This window comes from Luteimonas sp. A611, assembly GCF_054072715.1.
Genome location: NZ_JBSVRP010000003.1, coordinates 368340 through 392174 on the forward strand (window position 1 = coordinate 368340; position 23835 = coordinate 392174).

Annotated in this window: 23 protein-coding genes; 10 read left to right on the top strand and 13 right to left on the bottom strand. The window is 70.0% G+C overall.

All coding sequences use genetic code 11. The features are described 5' to 3' along the window. Window positions 1-126 precede the first annotated feature (126 nt). From ACW5EG_RS14810 to ACW5EG_RS14825, 4 genes are all read right to left on the bottom strand, one after another. Window positions 127-2778 carry a protein kinase domain-containing protein gene (locus ACW5EG_RS14810; RefSeq protein ID WP_457019201.1) on the bottom strand — a complete coding sequence of 884 codons (2652 nt, stop codon included), beginning with the start codon at window positions 2776-2778 and terminating at the stop codon, window positions 127-129. A gap of 4 nt (window positions 2779-2782) precedes the next feature. After that, window positions 2783-2956: a hypothetical protein gene (locus ACW5EG_RS14815; RefSeq protein WP_457022099.1), complete on the bottom strand. Its 174-nt coding sequence runs from the start codon at window positions 2954-2956 to the stop codon at window positions 2783-2785. Between the two features lie 56 nt (window positions 2957-3012). Beyond that, window positions 3013-3534, bottom strand: a complete 522-nt coding sequence (locus ACW5EG_RS14820) for a hypothetical protein (protein WP_457019203.1) — start codon at window positions 3532-3534, stop codon at window positions 3013-3015. A gap of 186 nt (window positions 3535-3720) precedes the next feature. Then, window positions 3721-4260, bottom strand: coding sequence for an ECF-type sigma factor (locus ACW5EG_RS14825; RefSeq protein WP_457019204.1), 540 nt, complete (start codon window positions 4258-4260; stop codon window positions 3721-3723). A 131-nt stretch (window positions 4261-4391) separates the two neighbouring features. Here ACW5EG_RS14825 and ACW5EG_RS14830 point away from each other — a divergent pair, with 131 nt between their 5' ends. Continuing rightward, window positions 4392-5522: a hypothetical protein gene (locus ACW5EG_RS14830; protein ID WP_457019205.1), complete on the top strand. Its 1131-nt coding sequence runs from the start codon at window positions 4392-4394 to the stop codon at window positions 5520-5522. Here the strand turns inward: ACW5EG_RS14830 and ACW5EG_RS14835 are convergent. Beyond that, window positions 5504-5791 carry an OmpA family protein gene (locus tag ACW5EG_RS14835; protein WP_457019206.1) on the bottom strand — a complete coding sequence of 96 codons (288 nt, stop codon included), beginning with the start codon at window positions 5789-5791 and terminating at the stop codon, window positions 5504-5506. The two genes, ACW5EG_RS14830 and ACW5EG_RS14835, sit on opposite strands and share 19 nt — an antisense overlap. 89 nt (window positions 5792-5880) lie before the next feature. On the opposite strand from ACW5EG_RS14835, the gene ACW5EG_RS14840 reads away from it, so the two are divergent. Continuing rightward, window positions 5881-6036 carry a hypothetical protein gene (locus ACW5EG_RS14840; RefSeq protein ID WP_457019207.1) on the top strand — a complete coding sequence of 52 codons (156 nt, stop codon included), beginning with the start codon at window positions 5881-5883 and terminating at the stop codon, window positions 6034-6036. A gap of 173 nt (window positions 6037-6209) precedes the next feature. Here the strand turns inward: ACW5EG_RS14840 and panE are convergent, their stop codons facing one another. From panE to ACW5EG_RS14855, 3 genes are read right to left on the bottom strand one after another with little or no spacing between them, the layout of a single operon-like run. After that, window positions 6210-7142, bottom strand: coding sequence for a 2-dehydropantoate 2-reductase (gene panE / locus ACW5EG_RS14845; RefSeq protein ID WP_457019208.1), 933 nt, complete (start codon window positions 7140-7142; stop codon window positions 6210-6212). Beyond that, a complete protein-coding gene (locus ACW5EG_RS14850) occupies window positions 7142-7942 on the bottom strand; it encodes an ABC transporter permease (RefSeq protein WP_457019272.1) in 801 nt (266 codons plus the stop codon). The genes panE and ACW5EG_RS14850 overlap by 1 nt, the downstream gene beginning before the upstream one ends. 5 nt (window positions 7943-7947) lie before the next feature. After that, complete coding sequence (locus tag ACW5EG_RS14855) at window positions 7948-8907, bottom strand: ABC transporter ATP-binding protein (RefSeq protein WP_457022101.1); 960 nt, start codon at window positions 8905-8907, stop codon at window positions 7948-7950. A 90-nt stretch (window positions 8908-8997) separates the two neighbouring features. Here ACW5EG_RS14855 and ACW5EG_RS14860 point away from each other — a divergent pair, with 90 nt between their 5' ends. The 5 genes from ACW5EG_RS14860 to ACW5EG_RS14880 all read left to right on the top strand — a co-directional run bounded on the left by ACW5EG_RS14860 (window position 8998) and on the right by ACW5EG_RS14880 (window position 13779). Beyond that, complete coding sequence (locus ACW5EG_RS14860) at window positions 8998-9762, top strand: ferredoxin--NADP reductase (RefSeq protein WP_457019211.1); 765 nt, start codon at window positions 8998-9000, stop codon at window positions 9760-9762. 277 nt (window positions 9763-10039) lie between these two features. Then, a complete protein-coding gene (locus ACW5EG_RS14865; RefSeq protein WP_457022103.1) occupies window positions 10040-10240 on the top strand; it encodes a helix-turn-helix transcriptional regulator in 201 nt (66 codons plus the stop codon). Then, window positions 10237-11754, top strand: a complete 1518-nt coding sequence (locus ACW5EG_RS14870; protein ID WP_457022105.1) for an alpha/beta fold hydrolase — start codon at window positions 10237-10239, stop codon at window positions 11752-11754. The genes ACW5EG_RS14865 and ACW5EG_RS14870 overlap by 4 nt, the downstream gene beginning before the upstream one ends. A 100-nt stretch (window positions 11755-11854) precedes the next feature. Continuing rightward, the gene (locus tag ACW5EG_RS14875) at window positions 11855-12613 is read left to right on the top strand and encodes an ABC transporter ATP-binding protein (RefSeq protein ID WP_457022107.1); all 759 of its coding nucleotides are present in this window, start codon (window positions 11855-11857) and stop codon (window positions 12611-12613) included. Then, window positions 12610-13779, top strand: coding sequence for an ABC transporter permease (locus ACW5EG_RS14880; RefSeq protein ID WP_457019216.1), 1170 nt, complete (start codon window positions 12610-12612; stop codon window positions 13777-13779). The genes ACW5EG_RS14875 and ACW5EG_RS14880 overlap by 4 nt, the downstream gene beginning before the upstream one ends. A 613-nt stretch (window positions 13780-14392) precedes the next feature. Here the strand turns inward: ACW5EG_RS14880 and ACW5EG_RS14885 are convergent. From ACW5EG_RS14885 to rpmH, 5 genes are all read right to left on the bottom strand, one after another. Further along, window positions 14393-15433, bottom strand: coding sequence for an energy transducer TonB (locus ACW5EG_RS14885; RefSeq protein WP_457022109.1), 1041 nt, complete (start codon window positions 15431-15433; stop codon window positions 14393-14395). A 189-nt stretch (window positions 15434-15622) separates the two neighbouring features. Continuing rightward, window positions 15623-16969, bottom strand: a complete 1347-nt coding sequence (gene mnmE, locus ACW5EG_RS14890) for a tRNA uridine-5-carboxymethylaminomethyl(34) synthesis GTPase MnmE (RefSeq protein WP_457019218.1) — start codon at window positions 16967-16969, stop codon at window positions 15623-15625. A 49-nt stretch (window positions 16970-17018) separates the two neighbouring features. Continuing rightward, window positions 17019-18740, bottom strand: a complete 1722-nt coding sequence (yidC, locus tag ACW5EG_RS14895) for a membrane protein insertase YidC (protein ID WP_457022111.1) — start codon at window positions 18738-18740, stop codon at window positions 17019-17021. Window positions 18741-18753: 13 nt separating this feature from the next. Beyond that, window positions 18754-19188 carry a ribonuclease P protein component gene (rnpA, locus tag ACW5EG_RS14900; protein WP_457019220.1) on the bottom strand — a complete coding sequence of 145 codons (435 nt, stop codon included), beginning with the start codon at window positions 19186-19188 and terminating at the stop codon, window positions 18754-18756. 51 nt (window positions 19189-19239) lie between these two features. Further along, complete coding sequence (gene rpmH, locus ACW5EG_RS14905; protein WP_027070414.1) at window positions 19240-19380, bottom strand: 50S ribosomal protein L34; 141 nt, start codon at window positions 19378-19380, stop codon at window positions 19240-19242. Between the two features lie 217 nt (window positions 19381-19597). Between rpmH and dnaA the strand changes: the two genes are divergently transcribed. From dnaA to recF, 3 genes are all read left to right on the top strand, one after another. Next, complete coding sequence (dnaA, locus tag ACW5EG_RS14910) at window positions 19598-20932, top strand: chromosomal replication initiator protein DnaA (protein ID WP_457019221.1); 1335 nt, start codon at window positions 19598-19600, stop codon at window positions 20930-20932. A gap of 491 nt (window positions 20933-21423) precedes the next feature. Further along, the gene (gene dnaN / locus ACW5EG_RS14915) at window positions 21424-22524 is read left to right on the top strand and encodes a DNA polymerase III subunit beta (RefSeq protein ID WP_457019223.1); all 1101 of its coding nucleotides are present in this window, start codon (window positions 21424-21426) and stop codon (window positions 22522-22524) included. A gap of 115 nt (window positions 22525-22639) precedes the next feature. Continuing rightward, the gene (gene recF, locus ACW5EG_RS14920) at window positions 22640-23734 is read left to right on the top strand and encodes a DNA replication/repair protein RecF (protein WP_457022113.1); all 1095 of its coding nucleotides are present in this window, start codon (window positions 22640-22642) and stop codon (window positions 23732-23734) included. Window positions 23735-23835: the final 101 nt, after the last annotated feature.

Genomic DNA, 23835 nt, shown 5'->3' on the forward strand with positions numbered 1-23835 from the left:
GCGATGCGCCAGCCCCGGGGCGTCAGCTGCCACCTCGGCTTGTCGTGTCGCCGGCCGGCGCGTCCGGGGCACGCGGCGGTCGCGGGCGACTGCGCCGGGATCACCCGGCCAGGCCCGCTCAGGACCTCATGGAAACGCCGGGCATGCCGCGGCCAGGTCGCTGGCATCCAGGCAGGGGCGGGCCGGTTGATCGGCCATGTGCGGCTGCAGCTGCGCACGCAGGCGCGCTTCGAGCGGAGCGTCGCCGGTCTCCTTGGCGACGTGGACCGACAGCAGCCAGGGCCGCAGCCAGCGCCTGGTCACCTCACCGGCTGGCAAGGTCTCGCGCAATCCCGCCAGGATGGGGGCTGCGGCGGCGGCATCGCCCTGCGCGATGTGGACCTCCGCACGCGCGAGCGCGAACAGCGGAACGGGCTCGCTGTCCGCCGGAGCATGCTGGTCCTGGCACGAGGCAAGCTTGGCGGCAGCGTCCGCAGGCGCGCCGGCACCGAGTTGGAGCAGCGCGTCCAGGGCACAGTTGTTCATCCACTCCGCCGAGCGCTGCAGTTCCAGCACCGTCAGCATCCGGCGATCCTCGGCGAGGTCGTCGCTGGCCGCATCGGCCTTGCCCAGTGCCGCCAGCGCGAACGCGCGGCCGAAGCGGCAGGAGCGGGCGTGCAGGTCGTTCCGCTGGAGCTGCTCGTCGACCCCGATCGCGTGCGAGTAATGTTCGAGCGACTCCTGCATCCGTCCGCTCTGGGCAAGCAGCGCGCCCAGGTTGCAGCTCGCCACCGCCGTGAACATGTGCGGTTGTGCGTAGATCCGCCCGGTGATCGCCACCGCTTCGCGCGCCATTTCCTCGGCCCGCGGGAGCGATCGCGCATCCCGACGCAGGGTCGGGACGGTATCGGCCAGGGTATAGGCGTACCAGCCGTTGTCGGCGCCATACAGCACGCGGCCAACCTGTACGCGCTGCTCGTGCAGGGCGATCCGCTCCTCCAGCGGCCCGTTGCTGCGCGCCAGCACCGAGGTCAGCGCGTTCAGGGCGTCCATGTGCACCTGGGTGCCTTCGATGCCCATTTGCGGGATTTCGAGCAGCACCGCGCGCAGGCGCTGCTCGGCCTCTGCCATCTGGCCGTACCTGGACCAGGCACTGGCGAGTGCGACAGCGGCGCTGACGCGCTCCTCGGGCGGCGCGTCCCACTTCGCCTGCCATTCCACGGCGGCGAGATGGTGCTCGAGCGAACGACGCGTGCCGCGCATCTTGTAGAGCACGCCCAGGCTCCAGTGCACCCGCGACAGCTCCGGCGGCGACGGCTCCGGCAGGCCCTCGAGGATCTCCAGCGCCTGCAGTAGGTCCGCTTCGGCGCCGTCCAGATCGTTGAGCGCATTGCGCGCGCTGCCGGTGATGGCCAGCACGTCGGCCGCAGCCAACGGGCTGGTCGCACGGAGTTCCTCGCGGGCGCGCTTGGAGCCGGTTTCGAGTATGTCCAGCGCGTTGGGGATCTCGCCCTCCGAAGGATCACTCGAGGCCAGTACGTCGGCCAGGAAATCGCGGACGATCGACGCGCGCGCGGCCTGCTCGCGGGCGTGGTGCTGCTGCATGGCGATCTGCCCGGCAGCGGCGGCGCCAAGCACCAGGAATGCGAGCAGCGCAGCGGCGGCGGCGCGCCGCCGGGCGATGAGCCGCCCCAGGCGGTAGCCCAGGCTCGGCGCCCGGGCGCGGACGGGACGTCGCTGCCGCCAGCGCTGCAGGTCCTCAGCCATCGCCTCGATGCTGGGGTAGCGGTCCTCGGGGCGTTCGGCCAGGGCCTTCATCACGATGGTGTCGAGGTCGCCGCGCAGCCGCCGTTCCCACGACCCGCGGGTGGCCGTGCCGCGCCGTCGCTGCGGCCGCCTGACGCGCGATGGCGGCGGCGGGCGCTCGGTGCCGCGCTCGCCTCCGCCGTGCGGCGGCTGCCCGGCAAGCAGGCAGTAGGCGAGTGCGCCAAGACCGTAGACGTCCATTGCGGTTCCGGGCGCACCGCCGGTGAACTGCTCCGGTGCGGCGTACTGCGGCGTCAGCGCGCGCAGGGCGGTGGCGGTGCGCTCGGGCTCCAGCTCGTCGGCGAGGCGGGCGATGCCGAAATCCAGCAGTCGCGCGTGTCCATCCTCGTCGACCAGCACGTTGGACGGCTTGATGTCGCGGTGGATGACCAGGTTGCGGTGGGCGTACGCCAGCGCGCCGGCGACCTGCAGCAGCAGGCCGATGCGCGTGTCCACGTCCGCGGCGTGCTCGCGGCACCACGTGTCGATGCGCTTGCCATCGACCAGCGCCATGGCCAGCCACGGGGTTCCATCCGCGGCCACGCCGCCCTCGTAGAGCGGCACGATGCCGGGATGGCGCAGGCGCGCCAGCAGCTGTTGCTCGCGCAGGAACCGGTCATGGCCACCCGCGGCCAGCGCGCCCAGGGTCAACACCTTGACCGCGGCCAGCTGTCCGACGGGCGCCTCCTCCGACTCTGCGCGATACACCGCGGCCATGCCGCCGCGGCCGATCTCCTCGCGCAGTCGCCAGCGGCCCAGCCGCCTGCCGACGGCGCCGTCGCCGGTTGGATCCAGGCCGTCAAGGTCGGGCCGGGCACCGAGCGGGCCACTGCCGCTGGCATGCGCGGCCAGCAGCCGCTCGACCATGGCGCGCAACTCCGCGTCGGGCGTCGCCGCCGCCAGCGCCGCCGCACGCTGTTCGGGCGGCAGGTCGAGCAACTGATCGAGGATGCGGTCGGCCTCGCGCCATGCCGCCATGTGGTTTGCGTCCATGAGCTCAGGTGGCCATCGGGGCGGTGCCCGCGCGTAGACAAAGGCACAGTGCGCGCTGTCGATGAGCGGCGGGATCGCCCTGCAGGTCGAGGTATGCGCAGCAGGCCTGCGGGTCGAACACGCCGTCGACCAGAAGGTGAGCAGCCTCGTCCTCAACCGGGGTGCCGTCCAGGTTCATCTCCTGCCGCGCGCGCCGGATCACACGGCGGCTGCACCGCATCGGCGCCATTGCCCTCATCGCCGCTGGTAGCGCTGCACGATGGGATGGGCGCTGCCCGGAATCGGCATCCGGGTTTCAAGCGTGTCGCCCGAACAGGCGTACTCGTGGACGGTCGTCTGCGCCGTCGACCTGGGCAGCGCAAAGCCCGTGGAGCGTCCGTCGCCGGCGCGCATCTCGACCCTGCCCTCGGTGTCCGATGCCGTGGGGACCAGCGTGAGTCTGCCGTCGGCACTGGTCCAGCGGCCCTGCGCGGAGAACGTTCCGTCGCTGCGTGCGCTGCGCCCCTGTTGGCCGGCTTCCGCGCGCAGCTGGGCGCCCAGGCTGTAGCTGCCGTCGCCGCCCAGGTGCAGGGTTGCCACCTGCTCCGTGACGGCCATCTTCATCCCCGGCACCTGGCGCTGCATCCACTCGGCCGCACCGTTGCCCACCGGGCTCCAGTCGCCGGCCAGGCAGGCATCGCCCGCCGCCGCGTGGGGCGCGGCCACGGTCGCAGCCAAGACCAGCAGCAGGCGGGGGATCCTCGTCTCGCTCTTCATCGCGTCCTCCAGTCAGGTCCGGCCGGATTGCCGGCAACCTGCGGGGCATCCGCAAACTACGCCCTGCGGCTGCCAGGTGCACCGGCGCGGAGCCGCGGTTGCCACGCCACTTGCCGATCCCAGGCGCAGCGCATTCGGGAATGGCGCCAGCCGCCCGCTGCCAAGCGCATGCCGGCCGATGGCGGCTTACTCCAGCTGGGCGTGCAGGAACGCGCGTGCCCGCTGCCACTGCCGGTAGACCGTGCGCTCCGAGACCTCGAGCAGGCCCGCGATCTCGACAAACTCGAGCCCGCCGAAATAGTGCAGCTCGACGATGTCGCGTTGCTGCGGGGCAATCTCGCCCAGCGCTTCGAGTGCCTCGTGCACCCCGAGTACGTCGGGCGCCTGGGCGCCGGGCAGCGACTCGGTCAGGGTCACCTCCAGTAGATCGCCACCGCGCTTGCCGGCGGCGCGGCGGCGCGCGTGGTCGACCAGGATCCAGCGCATCGCCTTGGCCGCGGTAGTGAAGAAATGGCGGCGGCTGCTGGCGGTGAGCGGTTCGCCGCTGGTCGCGCGCAGGTACAGCTCGTGCACCAGCACGGTCGGCGTCAGCGTGCGTTCGCCCGAATGCAGGCGCGCCGCGGCAATCTGGCGAAGCTGTGGGTAGAGCCGCTCGAAGACTTCGGAGAGCTGCCCGGGCTCGCCGGCGCTGACCCGCTCCAGCAACTGCGTGATCTCGTTCCCCATGCGCGGCAGTCCCATGCCCGGGCGCAGGCCCGGATGACAGGGTAGCCAAAATTGCCGCCGGGTGGCGGGTGGCAGTCGCGGGCTGTCGTCTGCGGATGTGCTGGGGACCATCCTCTCTGCCGGAGTACTCCATGACCGTCCTGCCGCTGCGCCCCTCCCACCTGTCCGCCACCCTGCTGCTGTGCCTGGCCGCAGGCCTGCCCGCTGCCGCCCAGGTCCAGGTCACACCACCGCCGGCGCGGTCCGGGGTGCAGGTGACCCCGCCGCCGGAGCGGTCGCAGGTGCAGGTCAAGCCGCCGCCGCAGCGGCCGGTGACGCGGGTGGTGGTACCCACCCGGCACAGCGGTGCGGTGGTGGCGCCCACGCGGGGGAGCCGGGTGGCAGCACCGCCGCCGCGCGGCCATCTCGAGCTGCACCGCGCCCAGATCCAGGGCCTGCGCGACAGCGGGGCGGCCGCGATCGACAAGCCGCTGCCCGGAGGCTGGGCGCTTGCCGGGTTCGAACTTCGCTTCCTCAACGGCGACCACAAGCTGCGCCGCATCGGCCTGCTGGGCGAGGATCGCTTCGTGCGCCTGGCCTTGGCCGACCAGAACGGCGACGACCCGTTCGGCGGCCGCGTGCTGCTGACCTCGCTGCCGGGCGCGAAGGTGCAGCAGGTCACGGCCGATGGCGGCGGCAAGTTCGACATCCGCCTGCCCGGCGCCAGGCCGGCGGATTCAACCCTGGTGCTGTCGGGCTTCGAGTTCCGCCGCGCCAACGGCAGCGACGCCAACCTGCGCAACATCGCCGTCTGGCTGGACCCGGAGCGCAACGTCGCCCGCGTCTCGCTGACCGACGACCAGGGCCTGGATTTCCGCGGCCTGGAGGCCAGCCTCGGTGCGATGGCCGCCAGCATGCTGGTGCCCTTGCCCGGCCTGCTGGAAGTGGGCAGCGTGGTCAGCGGCACCGGCGCCGCCAACCGCGCGATCAGGCAGGCCTCCGGGCAGTACCGCGGCTATCGCGTCAGCGTGCAGTACGCCTGGATCCCCAACAGCCAGGTGGCCAGCCGCGGCGGGCTCACAGGGACCGATCGGACCCGCTCGACCCTGCCGGCCAACGCCCGCATCGATGCGCTGCAGGGCTTTGAATTCACCTTCACCAACAGCGACCACCACCTGCTCGGATTGGGACTGAACAGCGACGGCCGCGGCGCGGCCCTGTTCCAGGACGGCAACGCAGGCGATCCGATGCAGTGGTCGGCGACCTACCTCACCTTGAAATAAGGCAGCGGGCGGGACCCACGCGCCGCGCGCGCCTGCGACAGCGCGCGGTTGTGCGCGGCGCCGCCGCTGTCGTCGGTATGCCCTTCCATCGACAGCTGCAGCGCAGGCGCCTGCTTCAGCAGCGCCAGCACCTGTTCGATCTGCGGCTGCGAGTCGGGCAGGATCTCGGCCCTGTCGACCGCGAAGTTGCCCTGGATCGCGACCCGGCCAGCGGCGTCGAGCTGCTGCTTCAGCGCATCGGCCGGCAGCAGCGCCGCGGTCTGCGCCAAGCCTGGATGCGCCGCCATAGCCGGCGGGCGTCGACAGCCAGGGAAACGCGTCGCCCCAATGCGCGCTCTGCTCGAACGGACGCTGGTCGATGACCACCATCGCCGCCTGTTGCGTGTCGATCGACAGCTGCACCCAGACCGTACGACCCGGCTGGCGGATCACGTACACCGAGGTCGGCATTTTTGCGTCCAGGTTGACGCCGTCGATGAAGCCCTGGCCGATCTCCTGCTCGAGCTGGCCGTAGTACAGGTCGCGCAGCAGCGGGCCGTCGAAGACCTTGTGCGCGCCCGCCTGCTCGAGCACCGCTTCGAGGTTGCGGCGCAGCTCCAGCGCCGAGAATTCCTTGTCGCGGCGGCGCTCGCGCTCGATGCCCAGGCGCCCGTCCCAGGCCGCGTCTTCGACCCAGTGCAGGCGAGGCTATCCGATCGCGATTTGGTGGCACTGCAGGTGCACCCACGCCGCCTGCAGGCGCGGTGCGTCGATGCCCGCCGCCTGCGCGCGCCGCAGCATGTCGCCGACGATATGCGCCGCTTCCACGCGGCCGCCGGCTTCGAGGTCGCGCAGCATCGAGGCCTTCACCTCCGATGCGGGGTCGACCAGGCTGGCGCGGGCGATGCCGCGTGCCTTGTCCGGCACCGGCTGGCCTTCGGCGGCGGCCACTGCCAGGCATTCCCCGTGCAGTGCGGCCATGAACGCCGCGCCGCCGTCGCAGGCGACGATGTCGCCGACGCTGGCGCGCATCAGGCAGGTTCCCGCTGCCAGCGTGGCAAGGAAGCTGAACTTGATCCACTGCTCCTGCGCGATGTCGTCGCTGGCCCGGTGATCAATGCCCGCCTGCGCGCACAGCGCGGCGAAGGCGTCCACGCGCGCGCTGGTGCCACCGCTGCGTTCGCCGAAGGTGATCGAGGCCGGCCGGCCCAGGTGCGCGATGCTGCCGTCGTCGTGCTTGACCACGCTGATGAAACACAGCCCGCCCAGCACCGTGTCGCGGCCGAAGCGGGCGTCGAGCGCGTCGTAGTGGACCAGGCCATTGAGGATCGGCATCAGGCTGGTGTTATCGACCATCGCCGGCGCGACGGCGTCGATCGCGCCCTCCAGGTCGTAGGCCTTGCAGCTCAGCACCACCAGGTCGAACGGCGCTTGCGCCACGGCCGCGGCCAGTGTCTGCGCGGTCAGCGTGCGCGCGGCGACGTCGGCATCCCCCAGGGGGCTGCGGATACGCAGCCCATCGCGCTGCAGCTCCCCGGCACGCGTCGGACGCACCAGGAAGCTGACGTCGGCGCCCGACTGCGCCAGCCGCCCACCGAAGTAGCCACCGGTGCCGCCGGCGCCGAGCACCAGCACGCGCATCAGCTGCGCAGCCCCACGCCGCGCTTGAGCAGCCACAGCGACAGCCCGCCCAGCGCCACGACGAAGAACAGCATCAGCGCGTAGGCGATCCACAGCGGCACGTCGCTGGTGCCAAGCAGGCCGTAGCGGAACGCGTTGACCATGTAGAAGATCGGGTTGGCGTGGGTCGCCGCCTGCGCCCAGCCGGGCAGCAGCTGGATCGAATAGAACACGCCACCCAGATAGGTGAGCGGGGTCAGGATGAAAGTCGGCACGATCGCCACGTCGTCGAACTTCTTGGCGTAGATCGCGTTGACGAAGCCGGCCAGCGAGAAGATCGTCGCGCCCAGCAGCACCGTGCTCAGCGTGACCAGCGGGTGCGGGATGCGCACGTCGGTGAACAGCATCGCGATGCACAGCACGACCACGCCGACCATCAGCCCGCGCGCCACCGCGCCGGCGACATACCCGCCCAGGATCACCCAGCCCGGCATCGGGCTGACCAGCAGCTCCTCGACGTGGCGGCCGAACTTGGCGCCGAAGAAGCTCGAGGAGATGTTGCCGTAGCTGTTCTGGATCACGCTCATCATCACCAGGCCCGGGACGATGAACTCCATGTAGGTGTAGCCACCCATGTCGCCGATGCGCGCGCCGATGAGCTGGCCGAAGATCAGGAAGTACAGCACCATGGTGATCGCCGGCGGCACCAGGGTCTGGCTCCAGATGCGCAGGATCCGCATGATCTCGCGGCGCGCGACCGTTGCCAGCGCGATCCGGTTGCGGCGCGCACTGTCGGCGGATGCGACGCTGGTGCGGGAGATGGCGTTCAAGCGGCCTGCTCCTGCGGCCTGGCGGTCATGCGCACGAACAGCTCCTCGAGCCGGTTGGACTTGGTGCGCATCGAACGCACGCGGATGCCGGCCGCATCGAGGATGGCGAACACGCGGTTGAGGTCCATCGCCCGCGGCATGTCGAGGTCGAGCGTGTGGTCGTCGAGCGCGACCAGGGTGGCGCCCTCGATCTCCGGCAGCGTCGCCGGCAGCGCGCCCTGGACGTCGAACAGGAATCCCTCGACGTCGAGCTTGGCCAGCAGCGCGCGCATCGGCCCCTGCTCGACGATCCGGCCGTGGTCGATGATGGCCAGGTTGCGGCACAGCGACTCGGCTTCCTCCAGGTAATGGGTGGTGAGGATGATCGTGGTGCCTGCGGCGTTGATCTCGCGCAGCACGCGCCACATGTCGCGGCGGATCTCGATGTCGACGCCGGCGGTGGGCTCGTCGAGGATCAGCAGCCGCGGCCGCGTCATCATCGCCCGCGCGATCATCAGCCGCCGCTTCATGCCGCCAGAGAGCGTGCGGCTCATCTGCCCCGCCTTGTCCCACAGGAAGGCGCGCTTGAGCTCTTCTTCCGCGTGCAGCAGCGCCTGCGCGCGCGGCACGCCGTAGAAGCCGGCGTAGTTGACCAGGATGTCGAGCGGCTTCTCGAACATGTTGAAGTTGATTTCCTGCGGCACCAGGCCGATCTGGCGCATGGCCGCGCCGCGATCGGTGGCCAGGTCGATGCCGAACACCGAGACCTCGCCGCCGCTCTTGTTCACCAGCGAGGAAATGATGCCGATCAGGGTGCTCTTGCCGGCGCCGTTGGGGCCGAGCAGGGCGTAGAAATCGCCCGGATGCACGTCCAGCGAGACGCCCTTGAGCGCCTGCACGCCGTTGTCGTAGGTCTTGCGGAGGTCGCGGATCCGCAGCGCGGGCGCGCCCGGGGCCGCTTGGGATTCTGGGATCATCGCGTGGGCCTTGACCGCGTGATTCGCGGCAAGCCGTTAGTATAGGCGGCCCATCGGCCCACTCCCGGGCCGCACCGTCCCATTCCCGATTTGGCCATCGTCCAGTTCCCGCTCAAACTCACCGGTCGGCGCATGCTTGCGCCCTCGGTCGCGCACCTCACGTTTAGCCGCGATGACGGCCAGCCGCTGGACTACATCCCCGGCCAGTTCATCCAGGTGCACTTCCAGTACGCCGACGGCACGCCGACCAAGCGCTCGTACTCGCTGGCGACGATCCACGACCATGCGCTGGGGGCGGGCGATGCGGTCGAGATCGCGGTGAGCTACGTGCCCGGTGGCGCGGCGACCGCGCTGTTCGAGGGCCTGGACGAAGGCAGCACCGTCCAGGCCAGCGGCCCGTTCGGACGCTTCTGCCTGATGCCGGGCGATGCCAACCGTCGCTATGTGCTGATCGGCACCGGCACCGGCGTGACGCCGTATCGCGCGATGCTGCCGCTGCTGGAGAAGGCGATCGCCGAGCGCGGAATCGAAGTGGTGCTGCTGTTCGGCGCGCGCACGCCGGACGAGCTGCTGTACGGCGACGAGTTCCGCGCATTCGCGCAGCGCAATCCCGCATTTCGCTTCGTGCCCTGCTTCTCGCGCGAACTGCCAGTCGTCGGTTCGCCGCAGGCGCATGACGACGTGCGCCACGGCTACGTACAGCAGTTCCTCGCCGAGTTCGCGCCGGATGCGGCGACCGACATCGCCTACCTCTGCGGCAATCCGAACATGGTCGATGCCTGCTTCGAGGCGCTGAAGGAAGCGGGGCTGGCAGTGCCGCAGATCCGCCGCGAGAAGTACGTCAGCAGCAAGTAGCGGCGGCGGCACCCCTCGGCATCACTGCCGCGAGTCGGCTCGGGATTTCCCTGTCAAGCTCGCTTGACACCAACGTCGCTCCCGCACATCCTGCCTGTCAAGCACCCTTGACACCCCAGCATGCACGCCTGCCGGATCGAACCCCGCTTCTCCCCGCCCCAGCCGGGGTCGCCGCCATGGTGGTGAGCCCCTGCCGCGTGCTGGTCGCGGCCGCCGTCGTGCCGGGTTCCGCCGCACTGCTGCTGCCACGCCAGGGCCCGGCGGCGCGGAGCCGGCGATGAGAAGCCGGGTCCGCGAACTGCGCGAGGCGCGCGGCTGGTCACAGGCGCAGCTGGGCGAACGTCTGGAAGTATCCCGACAGACCGTCAACGCCATCGAGACCGGCAAGTACGATCCCAGCCTGCCGCTCGCGTTCCGCATCGCCGCCGTGTTTGAAACCAGCATCGAATCGATCTTCTTCCCGGAGGCACCTGCATGAAGTCCCCGCTGTTTCCCCTGTCCCTGCTCGCCGCAGGCCTGCTGCTGGCGGCCTGCGACGGCGGTCCGCGGCAGCAGTCCGGTCCGCGCGCCGATGCGCAGGGCAGCCTGCATTACGGCGCGCTCGCCTTCGAGCCCTGCGCGCTGGCCGGGCCCGGCGGCAGCTCGGTCGAGGCGCAGTGCGCGACCCTGGCCGTGCCCGAGGACCATGCCGCGCCGGACGGCCGCATGATCGACCTGGCGATCGCACTGGTCCCGGCCAAGGGCATGGCCGAGGCCGACCCGATCTACATGATCGCCGGCGGGCCCGGCCAGTCGGCGATCGAGAGTTTCCCGATGGTGGAGGGCGCGTTTTCCGACGTGCGGCGCAACCGCCACGTGGTCCTGGTCGACGCGCGCGGCACCGGCGGCTCGAACCCGCTGCACTGCCCCGGCTTCATGGATGACGAGGTCCTGGCCAATCCGGAGAACGAGACGCCCGAGGCGGTGGTCCGGCTCACCGAGGCCTGCCGCGACGTCCTGCAGAAAACCGCGGACCTGCGTTTCTACACCACCGGCGACCACGTCCGCGACCTCGACCTGGTGCGGCAGAAGATCGGGGTCGAGCGCATCAACCTGGTCGGCATCTCCTACGGCACGCGCGTCGCCCAGCAGTACGCCGCCGCCTATCCGCAGCACACCCGCAGCCTGGTCCTCGACTCGGTGGCGCCGAACTCGCTGGTGCTCGGGCAGGACCACGCACGCAACCTCGAGGACGCGCTCGATGCGCAGTTCCAGCGCTGCCGCGCCAGCGAGGCCTGCCTGACCAACCTCGGCGATCCGCGCCAGCAGCTGACCCTGGTGCGCGAACGGCTGCAGGCCGGCGGCATCGCGCCGGTGCGCTACCGCGACCCGGTCTCGGGCGAATGGCGCGAGGAGGTGCCGCGCGACGGTCATCTGATCGGATTGCTGCGGATGTACGCCTACCAGCCGTCGATGGCGGCCACCTTGCCGCTGCTGCTGCACGAAGCCGCCCAGCAGCGCTACGAAAGCCTGCTCGCCCAGTCGCGCATGCTGTCGTCGCAGATGAGCGACTCGATGGCGATGGGCATGAGCCTGTCGGTGAGCTGCAGCGAAGATGCCGCCGAGTTCCGCAGCGCCACCGACGACGACGCGACCGTGCTCGGCAACCTGCTGGTGGACCTCATGCAGCAGCAGTGCGCGGTGTGGCCCAGGGGCGTACGCAGCGAAGGCTTCCGCACGCCGCTGTCGGGCGAGGTGCCGGTGCTTGCGATCAGTGGCGAACTCGATCCGGTCACACCGCCCCGCTACGGCGACGAAGTGATCGAGACGCTGCCCAACGGACGCCACCTGGTACTGCCGGGCCAGGGCCACAGCGTGCTGGGCAGCGGCTGCATGCCCAAGCTGTTCGCGCAGTTCATCGAATCCACCGATGCCCATGCACTGGATGCAGCTTGCCTGGATCGCCTGTCCGCGCAGCCGCCCTTCGCCGGCAACTACGGCTGGGAGCCGTGACACGGCGCGTCGTTGTTGATCCGCGATGGACGGCATCCGCCGCCATCCGGATCCGCCTGATCGGACCAGCGTTCAACACTCCACGAATCACGGACATCCCATGATCCGCATCGACAACCTGCACAAATCCTTCAAGAGCAAGACCGGCACCGTGCACGCAGTGAAGGGCGTGGGCTTCGAGGCACGCGACGGCGAGATCACCGGCCTGCTCGGTCCCAACGGCGCCGGCAAGACCACCACGCTGCGGATGCTGTACACGCTGATGACGCCCGACCAGGGCCGCATCGAAGTCGACGGCATCGACGTGGCGAAGGACCCGACCGCCGTGCGCCAGCGCCTGGGCGTGCTGCCCGACGCGCGCGGCGTATACAAGCGCCTGAGCGCGCGCGAGAACATCGCCTACTTCGGCCGCCTGCACGGGCTGGACGAGGCCACGATCCGCGACCGCACCGCGGCCATGGCCAGGACGCTGGTGATGCAGGATTTCCTCGACCGGCGCACCGAGGGCTTCAGCCAGGGCCAGCGCACCAAGACCGCGATCGCGCGCGCGCTGGTGCACGACCCGCGCAACGTGATCCTCGACGAACCCACCAACGGCCTGGACGTGATGACCACGCGCGGACTGCGCGGTTTCCTGCGCGGGCTGCGCGACGAGGGTCGCTGCGTGATCTTCTCCAGCCACATCATGCAGGAGGTCGCTGCGCTGTGCGATCGGATCGTGGTGATCGCGCACGGCGAGGTGCGCGCGATCGGAACGCCGGACGAGCTGCGTGAACAGACCGGCCTGGCCGACCTGGAGGACGTGTTCGTGCGGCTCGCCGACCTGGAAGCAGAAGCTGCGATGGGAGAGCAGGCATGAAGGCGATCTGGACTGTCGCAAAGAAGGAACTGCTGGACCTGTTCCGCGACCGCAAGACGATGATGCTCGGCCTGTTCCTCGGGCCGATCGTGATCCCGGCGCTGATCCTGGGCATGGGCGCGCTGGCCGAGAAGAAGATGCGCACCCAGCTGGAATCGACGCTGGAACTGCCGGTGATCGGCGCCGAGCACGCGCCCAACCTGGTCGCCTTCCTCAAGGGCCGCAACATCGAGGCCAAGCCGGCGCCGCAGGATCCGGATCGGGAAGTGCGCGACCAGGACTGGGACGTGGTGCTGAAGATCGATCCGGAATTCGGCGAACAGTGGCGCGGCAGCCGCAGCGCGAAGATCGAGCTGATCTATGACAGCTCGCGCCAGGACTCGCAGATCCCGGTCAACCGCCTGCGCGGCGTGCTGCTTGAATACAGCCGCACCGTCGGCGTGCTGCGCGGGATCAACCGCGGCGTCAGTCCCGAGGCGGGCTTCGCGCTGCAGGTCGGGCAGCGCGACGTGGCCACGCCGGAGGCGCGGCGCGGCATGCTGCTCGCCTTCCTGCCCTACCTGCTGATCCTGCTGAGCTTCCTGGGCGGCGCGGCACTGGTGATCGACGTCACCGCGGGCGAGCGCGAGCGCCAGTCGCTGGAGCCGCTGTTGGCGACGCCGGCGGCGCGCGCGGCGATCATGAGCGGCAAGATCCTCGCCGCTTGCCTGTTCGGCATGCTCTCGCTGCTGCTGATCGTGCTGTCGCTGAAGTTCGCGTTCCAGCTGGCGCCCGGGCCGATGCAGCTGGTCGATGTCTCGCTGCCGGTGATGGCCCAGCTGCTGCTCGTGCTGCTGCCGATGGTGCTGATCGGCACCACCCTGCTGACCCTGATCGCGGCCAGCGTCAAGTCGGTGAAGGAGGCGCAGAGCTACATGAGCGTGCTGATGTTCCTGCCGATCATCCCGACCATCGTGCTGATGGTGAACCCGATCAAGAACCAGCTGTGGCAGTTCGCGGTGCCGTTCCTGGCGCAGAACCAGATGATCCTCAAGCTGGTGCGCAGCGAAGCGATCAGCGCGCAGGAATGGGCGGTGTACATGGGCGCGGGCTTCGGCCTGGGCCTGGTGCTGTGGCTGCTGGCGGCGCGCCTCTACCACCAGGAGAGGCTGGCGATCTCGGCCTGAGCCGCGGAGCCAAGAGGTTCTTTCCCATTCGAGGGAGTCGGCCGGACTGCAAGCGAATGGATCAGGCCTGCGGTTGGAGTCGTCCCGGGCCTGCGGTTGGAGTCGTCCCGGGCCTGCGGTTGGAGTCGTCCCGGGCCGGGGGTTGCTCCCCGGCTCGGTCAGCCATTCATGGCTGACTCGCCGCCGCAGCGCATCCATGCGCTGCTTTCCGCAACCCCCGCCCCGCAACGACCATCGCCCAGTCACTGGCGTGGCTTTGAAGAAAGCTGGCCATCGAGGCATCGCAGCGCCAGTCGCAGTGAGCCGTGCCCTGGCGACCGGGGATCGCGGAAAGCAAAACATGGATGTTTTGCGCGCGAGTCAGGGCAGGGAGAGCGTGGATGGCTTGCGCGGCATGCCGCGCATCCACGCGAGCGCCCGGCATGCTGTGCCGGGCCGGACCGCGTAGCGGCCCTGACCGAGCGAAAAGCGATCCCCGGTCGACAGGGCATGGCGTCCATTCGAAGCCGGCCCGAGACTTCCAGCAACCTGTCCGCCTTCTCCCTCAATTGGGAGAAGAGCCAAGAAAAAGCCCGGCGAGTGCCGGGCTTTTCTTGTTGCCGCGATGCCGCGATTACTGCGACGGGCTGAAGCTGATCGTGCGGCGGGTGGTGACCGGTGCCGGGACCGGCTCGAAGCGCCAGCGCCGGACCGCGTTGATCGCCTCGCGGTCGAAGGTGCGCGGCGGGTCGGCGCGGACCACGCGCACTTCGCCGACCGAACCGTCCAGGCCCACGGTGAACTCGACCTGCACTTCGCCACCGGTACCGGCGCGCAGCGCATCGGGCGGATAGCGCGGCGCCGGCGTGCTGATCGCGCGCAGGTCGCTGGCGCTGGCCGCCGGACGGTTGGCTGGCCGGTTGGCGGCCTGGCGCGCGGCTTCCTGGCGAGCCGCTTCCTCGCGCGCGGTCTCCTGGCGGGCGGCTTCCTGGCGCGCCGTTTCCTGGCGCTGTGCGTCCTGGCTGGCCTGGGCCTGCTGCGTGGCGAGTTCGCGTGCGGCCTGCTCCTGGGCCAGGCGCTGCTGCTCCAGGCGGTCGCGCTCGAGCTGCTGGCGCCGCTCGCCTTCCTGCTCGGCGGTGAGCTGCTCCTGCTGGGCACGACGCCCGGCCTCGGTCTCGGCGCTGGCGATGGTGTTCTTCAGGCGATCGACCGCCGGGTAGGACGAGTCGGTCTTTTCGATCAGGGCCAGCAGGCGACGGGCCTCGTCGAAGTCGCCGCGGTCGCGGCTCTGCTCGGTCGCGATCACGGTCATCGGCAGCAGGTCGACCAGCGCGCTGGACACCCCGGCATTGGCCGGATCCTTGTCGCGCAGCGCGAGGTAGTACTCCATCGCGTTGTCGCCGCCCGGGGCGTACAGCCGGCTCTCCTGGTAGGCCTTGGATGCGGCCTCGCGCAGCTGGTCGGCGCTGAGCGCGGCCACTTCGGCCGACACGGCCTCGGCGGGTGCCCGCTGCGCGGCCGGCGCATCCGGCCCCGCTGCTGGCGTGGCAGCCGGCGCGTCGGCGGGTTCCTGTTTGCATGACGCGAGCAGCGTGGCCAGGCTCAGTGCAAGTGCGGCGCCGGCCAGCAGTCGACGCGGCCCCCTCCGGCCGCCCGCGGTGGTGTTGATGAACATCGGTTTCCCCTGTGTGGAACAGATCACGTGGCGCCTAGGACGCGACAGCGCGTCGCGTTTGTCAACTGACGCCGTGGTCGGCTTCGAGTCTGCGTGCCTGCGGGCCGGCAAAACTGTGACGGCGTTTGCGAAAACGCGCACATGGCGCGCTGGCCTGGCCTACGGTCCACCTGACCCGCGACGGCGACGCTACTTGCCGATGCAGAACGTCGAAAAGATCCGGCCAAGCAGGGCGTCGGGCAGGGTGCGCCCGGTGATTTCGCCCAGCGCATCCTGGGCCAGGCGCAGGGCTTCGGCAGCAAGGTCGAGGTGGTCGTGGGCCAGCACCGCAGTCGCGTCGCCCAGCGCCTGACCGGCGCGACGCAGCGCGTCGACGTGGCGCGCGCGCGCGGTGAAGGCACCCTCGGCCGGCGCATTGCCCTCGGCCGCCTGGCGCAGGCCCGCATGCAGCAGGTCCAGGCCCGCGCCGGTACGCGCAGAGACGGCGATCGCGCCTTCCGGCAGCGACGCCGCGGGATCCGCCAGGTCGGACTTGTTGTACACGACGAGGCGCTGCGGCACGCCGATGATGTCGGCAGCCACCGCGCGCAGGCCGGCGTCGGGGTCACGCGCATCCAGCACCACCAGCGCAAGGTCGGCGCGTCGCAACTCGGCGCGCGCACGACGCATGCCCTCGCGCTCGATCGCATCGCCGTCCTCGCGCAGGCCCGCGGTATCGACCAGGTTGAGTTCAAAGCCGTCGATGCGCAGGGTTTCGTGCAGCAGGTCGCGGGTGGTGCCGGCGATCTCGGTGACGATCGCACGCTCGCTGCCCGAGAGCGCATTGAGCAGTGAACTCTTGCCGGCGTTGGGCGGGCCGACGATCACCGCGTGCAGGCCGTCGCGCAGCTTGCGGCCGCGCTCGGCGGCGACCAGCAGCGTGTCGAGCTGCGCGCGCGCCTCGGCCAGGCCCTTGTTCAGTGCGTTGCCGCCCAGGGTTTCGATGGGTTCGTCGGCAAAGTCGATCGCCGCCTCCACGTGCACGCGCAGCGCCATCAGGCGCTCGGCCAGCGCGTCCACGCGCATCGAGAACTCGCCTTCCAGCGCGCGCCGGGCGGCGCGGGCGGCGCGCTCGTCGCCGGCCGCGATCAGGTCGGCGACCGCTTCGGCCTGGGCCAGGTCCAGGCGTCCGTTGAGGTAGGCACGTTCGCTGAACTCGCCCGGCCGCGCCATCCGCGCGCCCAGGGCGCAGCAGCGCGCCAGCAGCTGACGCAGCACCGGCGCGCTGCCGTGGGCCTGCAGCTCCACCACGTCCTCGCCGGTGAAGCTGGCCGGGGCGACGAAGGCCAGCGCGATGCCGTCATCGATCACGCCGCCCTCGGCGTCGCGGAAGCGCACGTGGTGCGCGTGCCGCGGCTGCAGCACGCGTCCGCACAGCTGGCGCGCGATCGCCGCCGCCTCCGGCCCGGACAGGCGCACGATGCCGACGCCGCCGGCGCCCGAGGGCGTGGCGATGGCGGCGATCGTGTCGCTGGTCTCGGCGCGGCGGGCGTTCATGGGTGCGGAACGAGGAAGCCCGCCGGCTGGCGGGCTTCGCAGTGGCCGATCAGGCCTTGGCCGGTGCCGGCTCGCCGTACTTGCGCAACATGTACCACTGCTGCAGCAGGCCCAGGCCGCCGTTGGTGACCCAATACAGCACCAGGCCGGCCGGGAAGAAGACCATCATCACGCCGAACACCAGCGGCATCATCTGCATCATGCGCTGCTGCATCGGATCCATGCCGGTCATCGGCGAGAGCTTCTGCGTGGCCCACATCACCGCGATGTTGATCACCGGCAGGATGAACCAGGGGTCACGCGCGGTCAGGTCCTGGATCCAGCCGATCCACGGCGCGTGGCGCAGTTCCACCGACTCCAGCAGCACCCAGTACAGGGCGAAGAAGATCGGCATCTGCAGCACTACCGGCAGGCAGCCACCGACCGGATTGATCTTCTCCTTCTTGTACAGCTCCATCATCGCGACCTGGAACTTCTGCTTGTCGTCGCCGTAGCGTTCCTTGAGCTGCGCGATGCGCGGCTGGAACCTGCGCATCTTCGCCATCGACTTGTACTGCGCGGTCGCCAGCGGGAACAGCAGGATCTTCACCAGCATCACCAGGCCGACGATCGCCCAGCCCCAGTTGCCGATCAGGCCGTGCAGCTTGGCCAGCACCCAGAACAGGCCTTCGCCCAGCCAGGCCATCAGCGAGAAGCGGCTGTAGTCGACCACGCGGTCCAGGCCCGGCACCTGCTGCGCCTTGATCTGGCCGACGAGCTTGGGGCCGACCCACAGCCGCGCGCTGTCGACCACCTGCTGCCCGGGCGCGACCACGACCGGCGCGCTGGCCATCTCGCGGATCAGGTAGCGCGGCGCGCCGCTGCTGGTGTCGGTGTCGAGGGTGATCGCCTTCTTCGCGCCGGCGGTGTCGCCCGGCAACCATGCACCGAAGAAATGGTGCTGCACGAACGCGGTCCAGGTGTTGCTGTCGGTCGCGTTGATCACGCCGTCTTCGTAATCCTTGAACCAGCGGCGCGTGTAGCCGCCTTCGTCGCCGTACCAGGTCGCGCCGGTCAGGCTGAACGACTCGGGGTTGGTCATGCCGCGCTTGACGTTGGGCGAGCCGCGCAGCAGCTGCCGGTAGGGATAGCCCTGCCAGGGCTGGCTGCCCTGGTTGATGATCTCGTCGCGCACACCGATCGCGTACTGGCCGCGCGTGAGCACGTAGCTGCGGCGGATCTCGACGCCGTCGGGTCCGCGCCAGACAAAGGGCACCACCAGCTGATCCTGGCCCGGGGCGAGGACGAAGCTGCGTTCGCTGCCGGCCGGCACGAAGCCCTGCTCATGGTTGGGCGCCGGGCCGCTGCTGGCCCAGCCGCTCTGCGCGGCGTAGAAGTGCTGCGGGGCGCTGTCGAACAACACCACCGGCGGGCTGGCCTCGTCGCGGGTCTGCGGATAGTCGAGCAGTTCGGCGCGCAGCACGCTGCCGCCATCGATCACCAGCCGCAGCACGTCGGTCTCGACCTGGACCGCGCTGGCCTGCGCCGGCGTGGCGCGGCTTTCCGGGATCACGCCCGGGGCCTGCGGCACGGTGGGCGCGTCGGGCACGCCGGCCGCTCCGGCTGCGCCGGTCGGCGGCGACACCGGGACCGCGCCGGCGCCGGAGCCGGCAGGCAGCGTCTGCAAGGTGTCCTGCGGCGGCGGCGCGGCCTTTTCCTTGTTCCATTCCATCCACAGCAGCACCGCCACCATCAGCCAGGCAACGATCAGGAAGGTGCGGGTCTGGTTCATCGGACAGGCAGGCTCATTCGCCGGAAGGACACGGCGCGGTGGGAGGAGGCGGGGATGCCGTGCGGGAATCCGCAGCGGGCATTGTGCCGTCCGGCGCCGGGTGCGGCAACGCACCCGCACGACGCAGCAGGGACATCATGGCTTCGCGCAGTGCTTCAGGCGAGGCTGCGGCGGCAGGCGGACGCGCGACCAGTACGTAGGCGCCGGCGGGCAGCGTGCCGCGCTCGTGCCGGAACTGGTCGCGCAGGATGCGTTTGATGCGGTTGCGGCCGACCGCACGGCGATCAACCTTGCGTGATACCGCCAGCCCCAGCCGCGATGGTTGCCCGTCGGCCAGCCAGTGCAGGGCAAGCATGGGCAGCGCCACGCGGCGCCCGCCCTTGAAGATGCGGTCGAAATCCGCGCTCGCGCGCACCCGCGCATCTCGCGGGAAGCCGGCGTCGGTCATGGATCAGGGGTCCCGGCCGGTGTGGCGGCCGGAGGCAGCAGCTTGCGCGGCTCAGGCCGACAGGCGCTTGCGGCCCTTGGCGCGACGGCGGGCAAGGATCTTGCGGCCGTCGGCGGTCGCCATGCGGGCACGGAAGCCGTGGTCGCGCTTGCGCTTGAGGTTGCTGGGCTGGTAGGTGCGCTTGGTGGCCATGGCGTTTACTGACAATGCAGCGGGCGGAAAGAACCGGCAATTCTAGCGACGCCCCCCGTGCACGGTCAAGCGGGCGCACTTTTCGGACCGGTGCGGGCGGATGCGCGGGTCTGGTGCGGGTGGTAGTCTGCCCTCCCCCTTTGTGCCCCCCCCGACCGGCCGCAGCCGCGCGCCGGGCGCCCTCCTTTTCCCCTCAAGACTGTTGCGCGAACGCTCTATGGATGCCTGGCCCCGCTGCCTCGAACGTTTGGAAGCCGAACTGCCGGCCGAGGACGTGCACACCTGGCTCAAGCCGCTGCAGGCGCGCCGCCAGGACAGCCGGACCGTGCTGTATGCGCCCAATGCATTCGTGCGCGACGAGGTGGAAAGCCGCTACCTGCAGCGCATCCGCGAGCTGCTGGCGCACTTCGCCGGCAGCGGCGACGTGCAGCTGGAGATCGGGTCGCTGCCGCGCGCCACGGTCGCCCCTGCCGCCAGCACCGCGCACGGCGCGCCCGCCGCGGCCACGCCCGCGCCGATGGTGTCCTTCGCCGGTCACCTGGACAGCCATTACACCTTCGACAATTTCGTCGAGGGACGCAGCAACCAGATGGGCCGGGCCGCCGCCTGGCAGGCCGCGCTCAAGCCCGGCGACCGCTCGCACAACCCGCTGCTGCTCTATGGCGGCACGGGGCTGGGCAAGACCCACCTGATGTTCGCCGCCGGCAACGCGATGCGCCAGGCCAACCCGGCCGCGCGCGTGCTGTACCTGCGCTCGGAGGAGTTCTACAGCGCGTTCTTCCGCTCGATCCAGGAACGGACCTCGGACCAGTTCAAGCGCCAGTTCCGCCAGATCGACGCGCTGCTGATCGACGACATCCAGTTCTTCGCCGGCAAGGACCGCACCCAGGAAGAGTTCTTCCACACCTTCAATACGCTGTTCGACAGCCGCCAGCAGATCATCATGACCTGCGACCGCTACCCGCGTGAGGTGGACGGCCTGGAGCCGCGGCTGAAGTCGCGCCTGGCCTGGGGTCTGTCGGTGGCGATCGACCCGCCGGACTTCGAGACGCGCGCGGCGATCGTGCTGGCCAAATCGCGCGAGCGCGGCACCATGGTGCCCGACGAGGTTGCCTTCCTGCTGGCCAAGAAGATGCACGGCAACGTGCGCGACCTTGAGGGCGCGCTCAATTCGCTGGCCGCGCGCGCCAACTTCACCGGTCGCACCATCACCGTGGAGTTCGCCCAGGAAACCCTGCGCGACCTGCTGCGCTCACAGCAGCAGTCGATCGGCATCCCCAACATCCAGAAGGTCGTGGCCGACTACTACGGCCTGCAGATGAAAGACCTGCTGTCCAAGCGCCGCACCCGCTCGCTGGCGCGTCCGCGGCAGATGGCGATGGCGCTGGCCAAGGAACTCACCGAACACAGCCTGCCCGAGATCGGCGACGCCTTCGCCGGCCGCGACCACACCACCGTCCTCCACGCCTGCCGCCAGATCCGCAACCTGATGGAGACCGACGGCAAGCTGCGCGAGGATTGGGACAAGCTGATCCGCAAGCTGAGCGAGTAACCACAGGCCGGGCCGCGGTGACCTCGACGCAGCCAGGGTCGGCATTTCCAGCACAACCTGGCGTTGTCATCTCGACCGCAGGGAGAGATCCCGCAGCTGCCGGACTGCAACCGTCCCTGCGGGGCTTGCGAGACGTTCCACGGCGCTTGTCTGCCAGTCTGCGACCCTCCCCCGCCGCGTCGCGGTGGCCGGGCGTCTGCGTCGGCGCACGCTGCCGGAAAGCCGCCGCCCCGCGCCCTGAAACCTTCGCTACACTAGATGTTGTGGTGCCCGTGGACAGCACTGGCACAAGCTGTGGACAAGTTTCGAGGCTGGAATCCATCCACAGCTTGCCCCCGCCAGGCAGTGCACCTTGTCCACACCAGAAAACCGCTAGAAAAATCATGCAAAACAACGGGTTAGCGTCGTTATGCCCGCTGTGCAGGCCCCCCAAGCACCACCGCTTTTGAAGTTCTTACTGTTTTAAAAGCCTTGTTACAGGAACCCAACGCATGCGTTTCAGCCTGCAACGCGAAGCCCTCCTGAAGCCGCTGGCGCAAGTGGTCAACGTCGTTGAACGACGCCAGACCCTGCCCGTCCTGGCCAACCTGCTGACCCAGGTCGCGGGCGGCCAGCTGTCGCTGACCGGTACCGACCTGGAGGTCGAGATGATCTCCCGGGTGACGGTCGACGACGCGCAGGACGGGGAGACGACCATCCCCGCCCGCAAGCTGTTCGACATCGTTCGCGCCCTGCCTGACGGCAGCAAGGTCACGGTCTCGCAGAACGGCGACAAGATCACGGTGCAGGCAGGGCGCAGCCGCTTCACGCTGTCCACCCTGCCGGCCAATGATTTCCCGTCGGTGGACGAGGTCGAGGCCACCGAACGCGTCAGCGTGCCCGAAGCCGCGCTCAAGGAACTGATCGAACGCACCGCCTTCGCGATGGCGCAGCAGGACGTGCGCTACTACCTCAACGGCCTGCTGTTTGACCTGGCCGACACGCGCCTGCGCTGCGTGGCGACCGACGGGCATCGCCTGGCGCTGTGCGAAGCCGCGCTGGAAGAAGCCGTCGCGACCAAGCGCCAGATCATCGTGCCGCGCAAGGGCGTGCAGGAGCTGCAGCGGCTGCTGGAGGGCGGCGATCGCACGGTGGTGCTGGAAATGGGGCGCAACCACATCCGCATCAAACGCGACGACGTGACCTTCACCAGCAAGCTGATTGACGGGCGATTCCCGGACTACGAGGCGGTGATCCCGATCGGCGCGGACCGCGAGGTCCTGGTCGATCGCGAAGCCCTGCGCGCCTCGCTGCAGCGTGCGGCGATCCTGTCGAACGAGAAGTACCGCGGCGTGCGGCTGGAGATGTCGCCGGGCCTGGTGCGGATCAACGCGCACAATCCCGAGCAGGAAGAGGCGCAGGAAGAGGTCGAGGCCGAGACCAAGGTCGACGGCCTGGCGGTGGGCTTCAACGTCAATTACCTGCTCGATGCGCTGTCCGCACTGCGCGACGAGCAGGTGGTGCTGCAGCTTCGCGACGCCAACTCGTCCGCGTTGGTGCGTGAGGCCTCCAGCGAGCGCTGCCGTCACGTGGTGATGCCGCTGCGCCTCTGATGCCGGTTGCTGTGTTCCACGTGGAACCTGCGCTTCGCCCGGCTTCGGCCGGGCGAAGTCGTTTGGCGGAGCCGGAATGCGCGCAGCCCGCCTGCGCTCGTGCCGGGGTTGGCGCATGCGCCTGACCCGGCTGACCGCCGCCGGCGTCCGCAACCTGGAGCCGTTGGACCTGGCGCCCGGGCCGCAGCTCAACCTGATCCTCGGCGCCAACGGCGCCGGCAAGACCAGCGTGCTCGAAGCCATCCACCTGCTCGCCTACGGTCGGAGCTTTCGCGGCCGGGTCCGCGACGGACTGGTGCGGACCGGATCCGAGTCGCTCGAGGTCTTCGCCGAATGGGCTGAGCCGGTCGATGTCCGCAGGCGTGCGGGGCTGCGTCACAGCGGGCAGGCGTGGACCGGTCGGCTCGACGGTGAGCCGGTTCAACAACTGGGCGATTTGTGCGCAGCACTTGCGGCCATCAGTTTCGAGCCCGGCAGCCACGCGCTGGTGACGGCCGGGGCCGAGGCGCGGCGCCGCTACCTGGATTGGGGCCTGTTCCACGTGGAACAGGGTGAGGGGGAGTTCCGTCCGGTCTGGCGCCGGTTTACCCGCGCGCTCAAGCAGCGCAACGCCCTGCTCAAGCAGCGGATCGCCGCCGGCCAGCTCGAGGCCTGGGATGCGGAGCTTGCAGCAGCGGCCGAACTGCTGGATCAGCAGAGGCGTGACTACGTCGAGCGCCTGCAGCCCCGCTTCGGCGCGCTTTCCGCAGCCATGGCGCCGCAGTTGGGTGAGGGCCACATCGAGTACCGGCCTGGCTGGCGCCGCGATCAGCTGTCTCTGGCCGACGCGCTGCTGCTTGCCCGCGACAGGGACCTGGCCGCCGGCTTCACCTCGGTGGGCCCGCATCGTGCCGACTGGCGCGTCGTGCACACAAACCGCCCTTCGGGTGAAACCCTGTCGCGCGGGCAGGCCAAGCTCACCGCGCTGGCCTGCCTGCTGGCGCAGGCGCAGGACTTTTCCGCGTGCAGGGGGCACTGGCCGGTGTTCCTGCTGGACGACCTGGCCTCCGAGCTCGACCGCGAGCATCAGCGTCGGCTGCTGGAGCGCCTGCATGGCAGCGGCGCCCAGGTGTTCGTAACCGGGACCGAGGCTGGCCCGGTACTGGCAGAGGTGGGTGCGTGGCCCCTGACCGTGTTCCACGTGGAACATGGCGTGGTGTCCGCCGTCTGAAGCCCGCTGTGCCGCCGATCGCAGCTGAAGCCCAACCGGTCCGTCCGCGGCCCACGGCCCAGCCAGGGCGCCTGGCGCGGTATAATTCGCGCTTCCGTTCC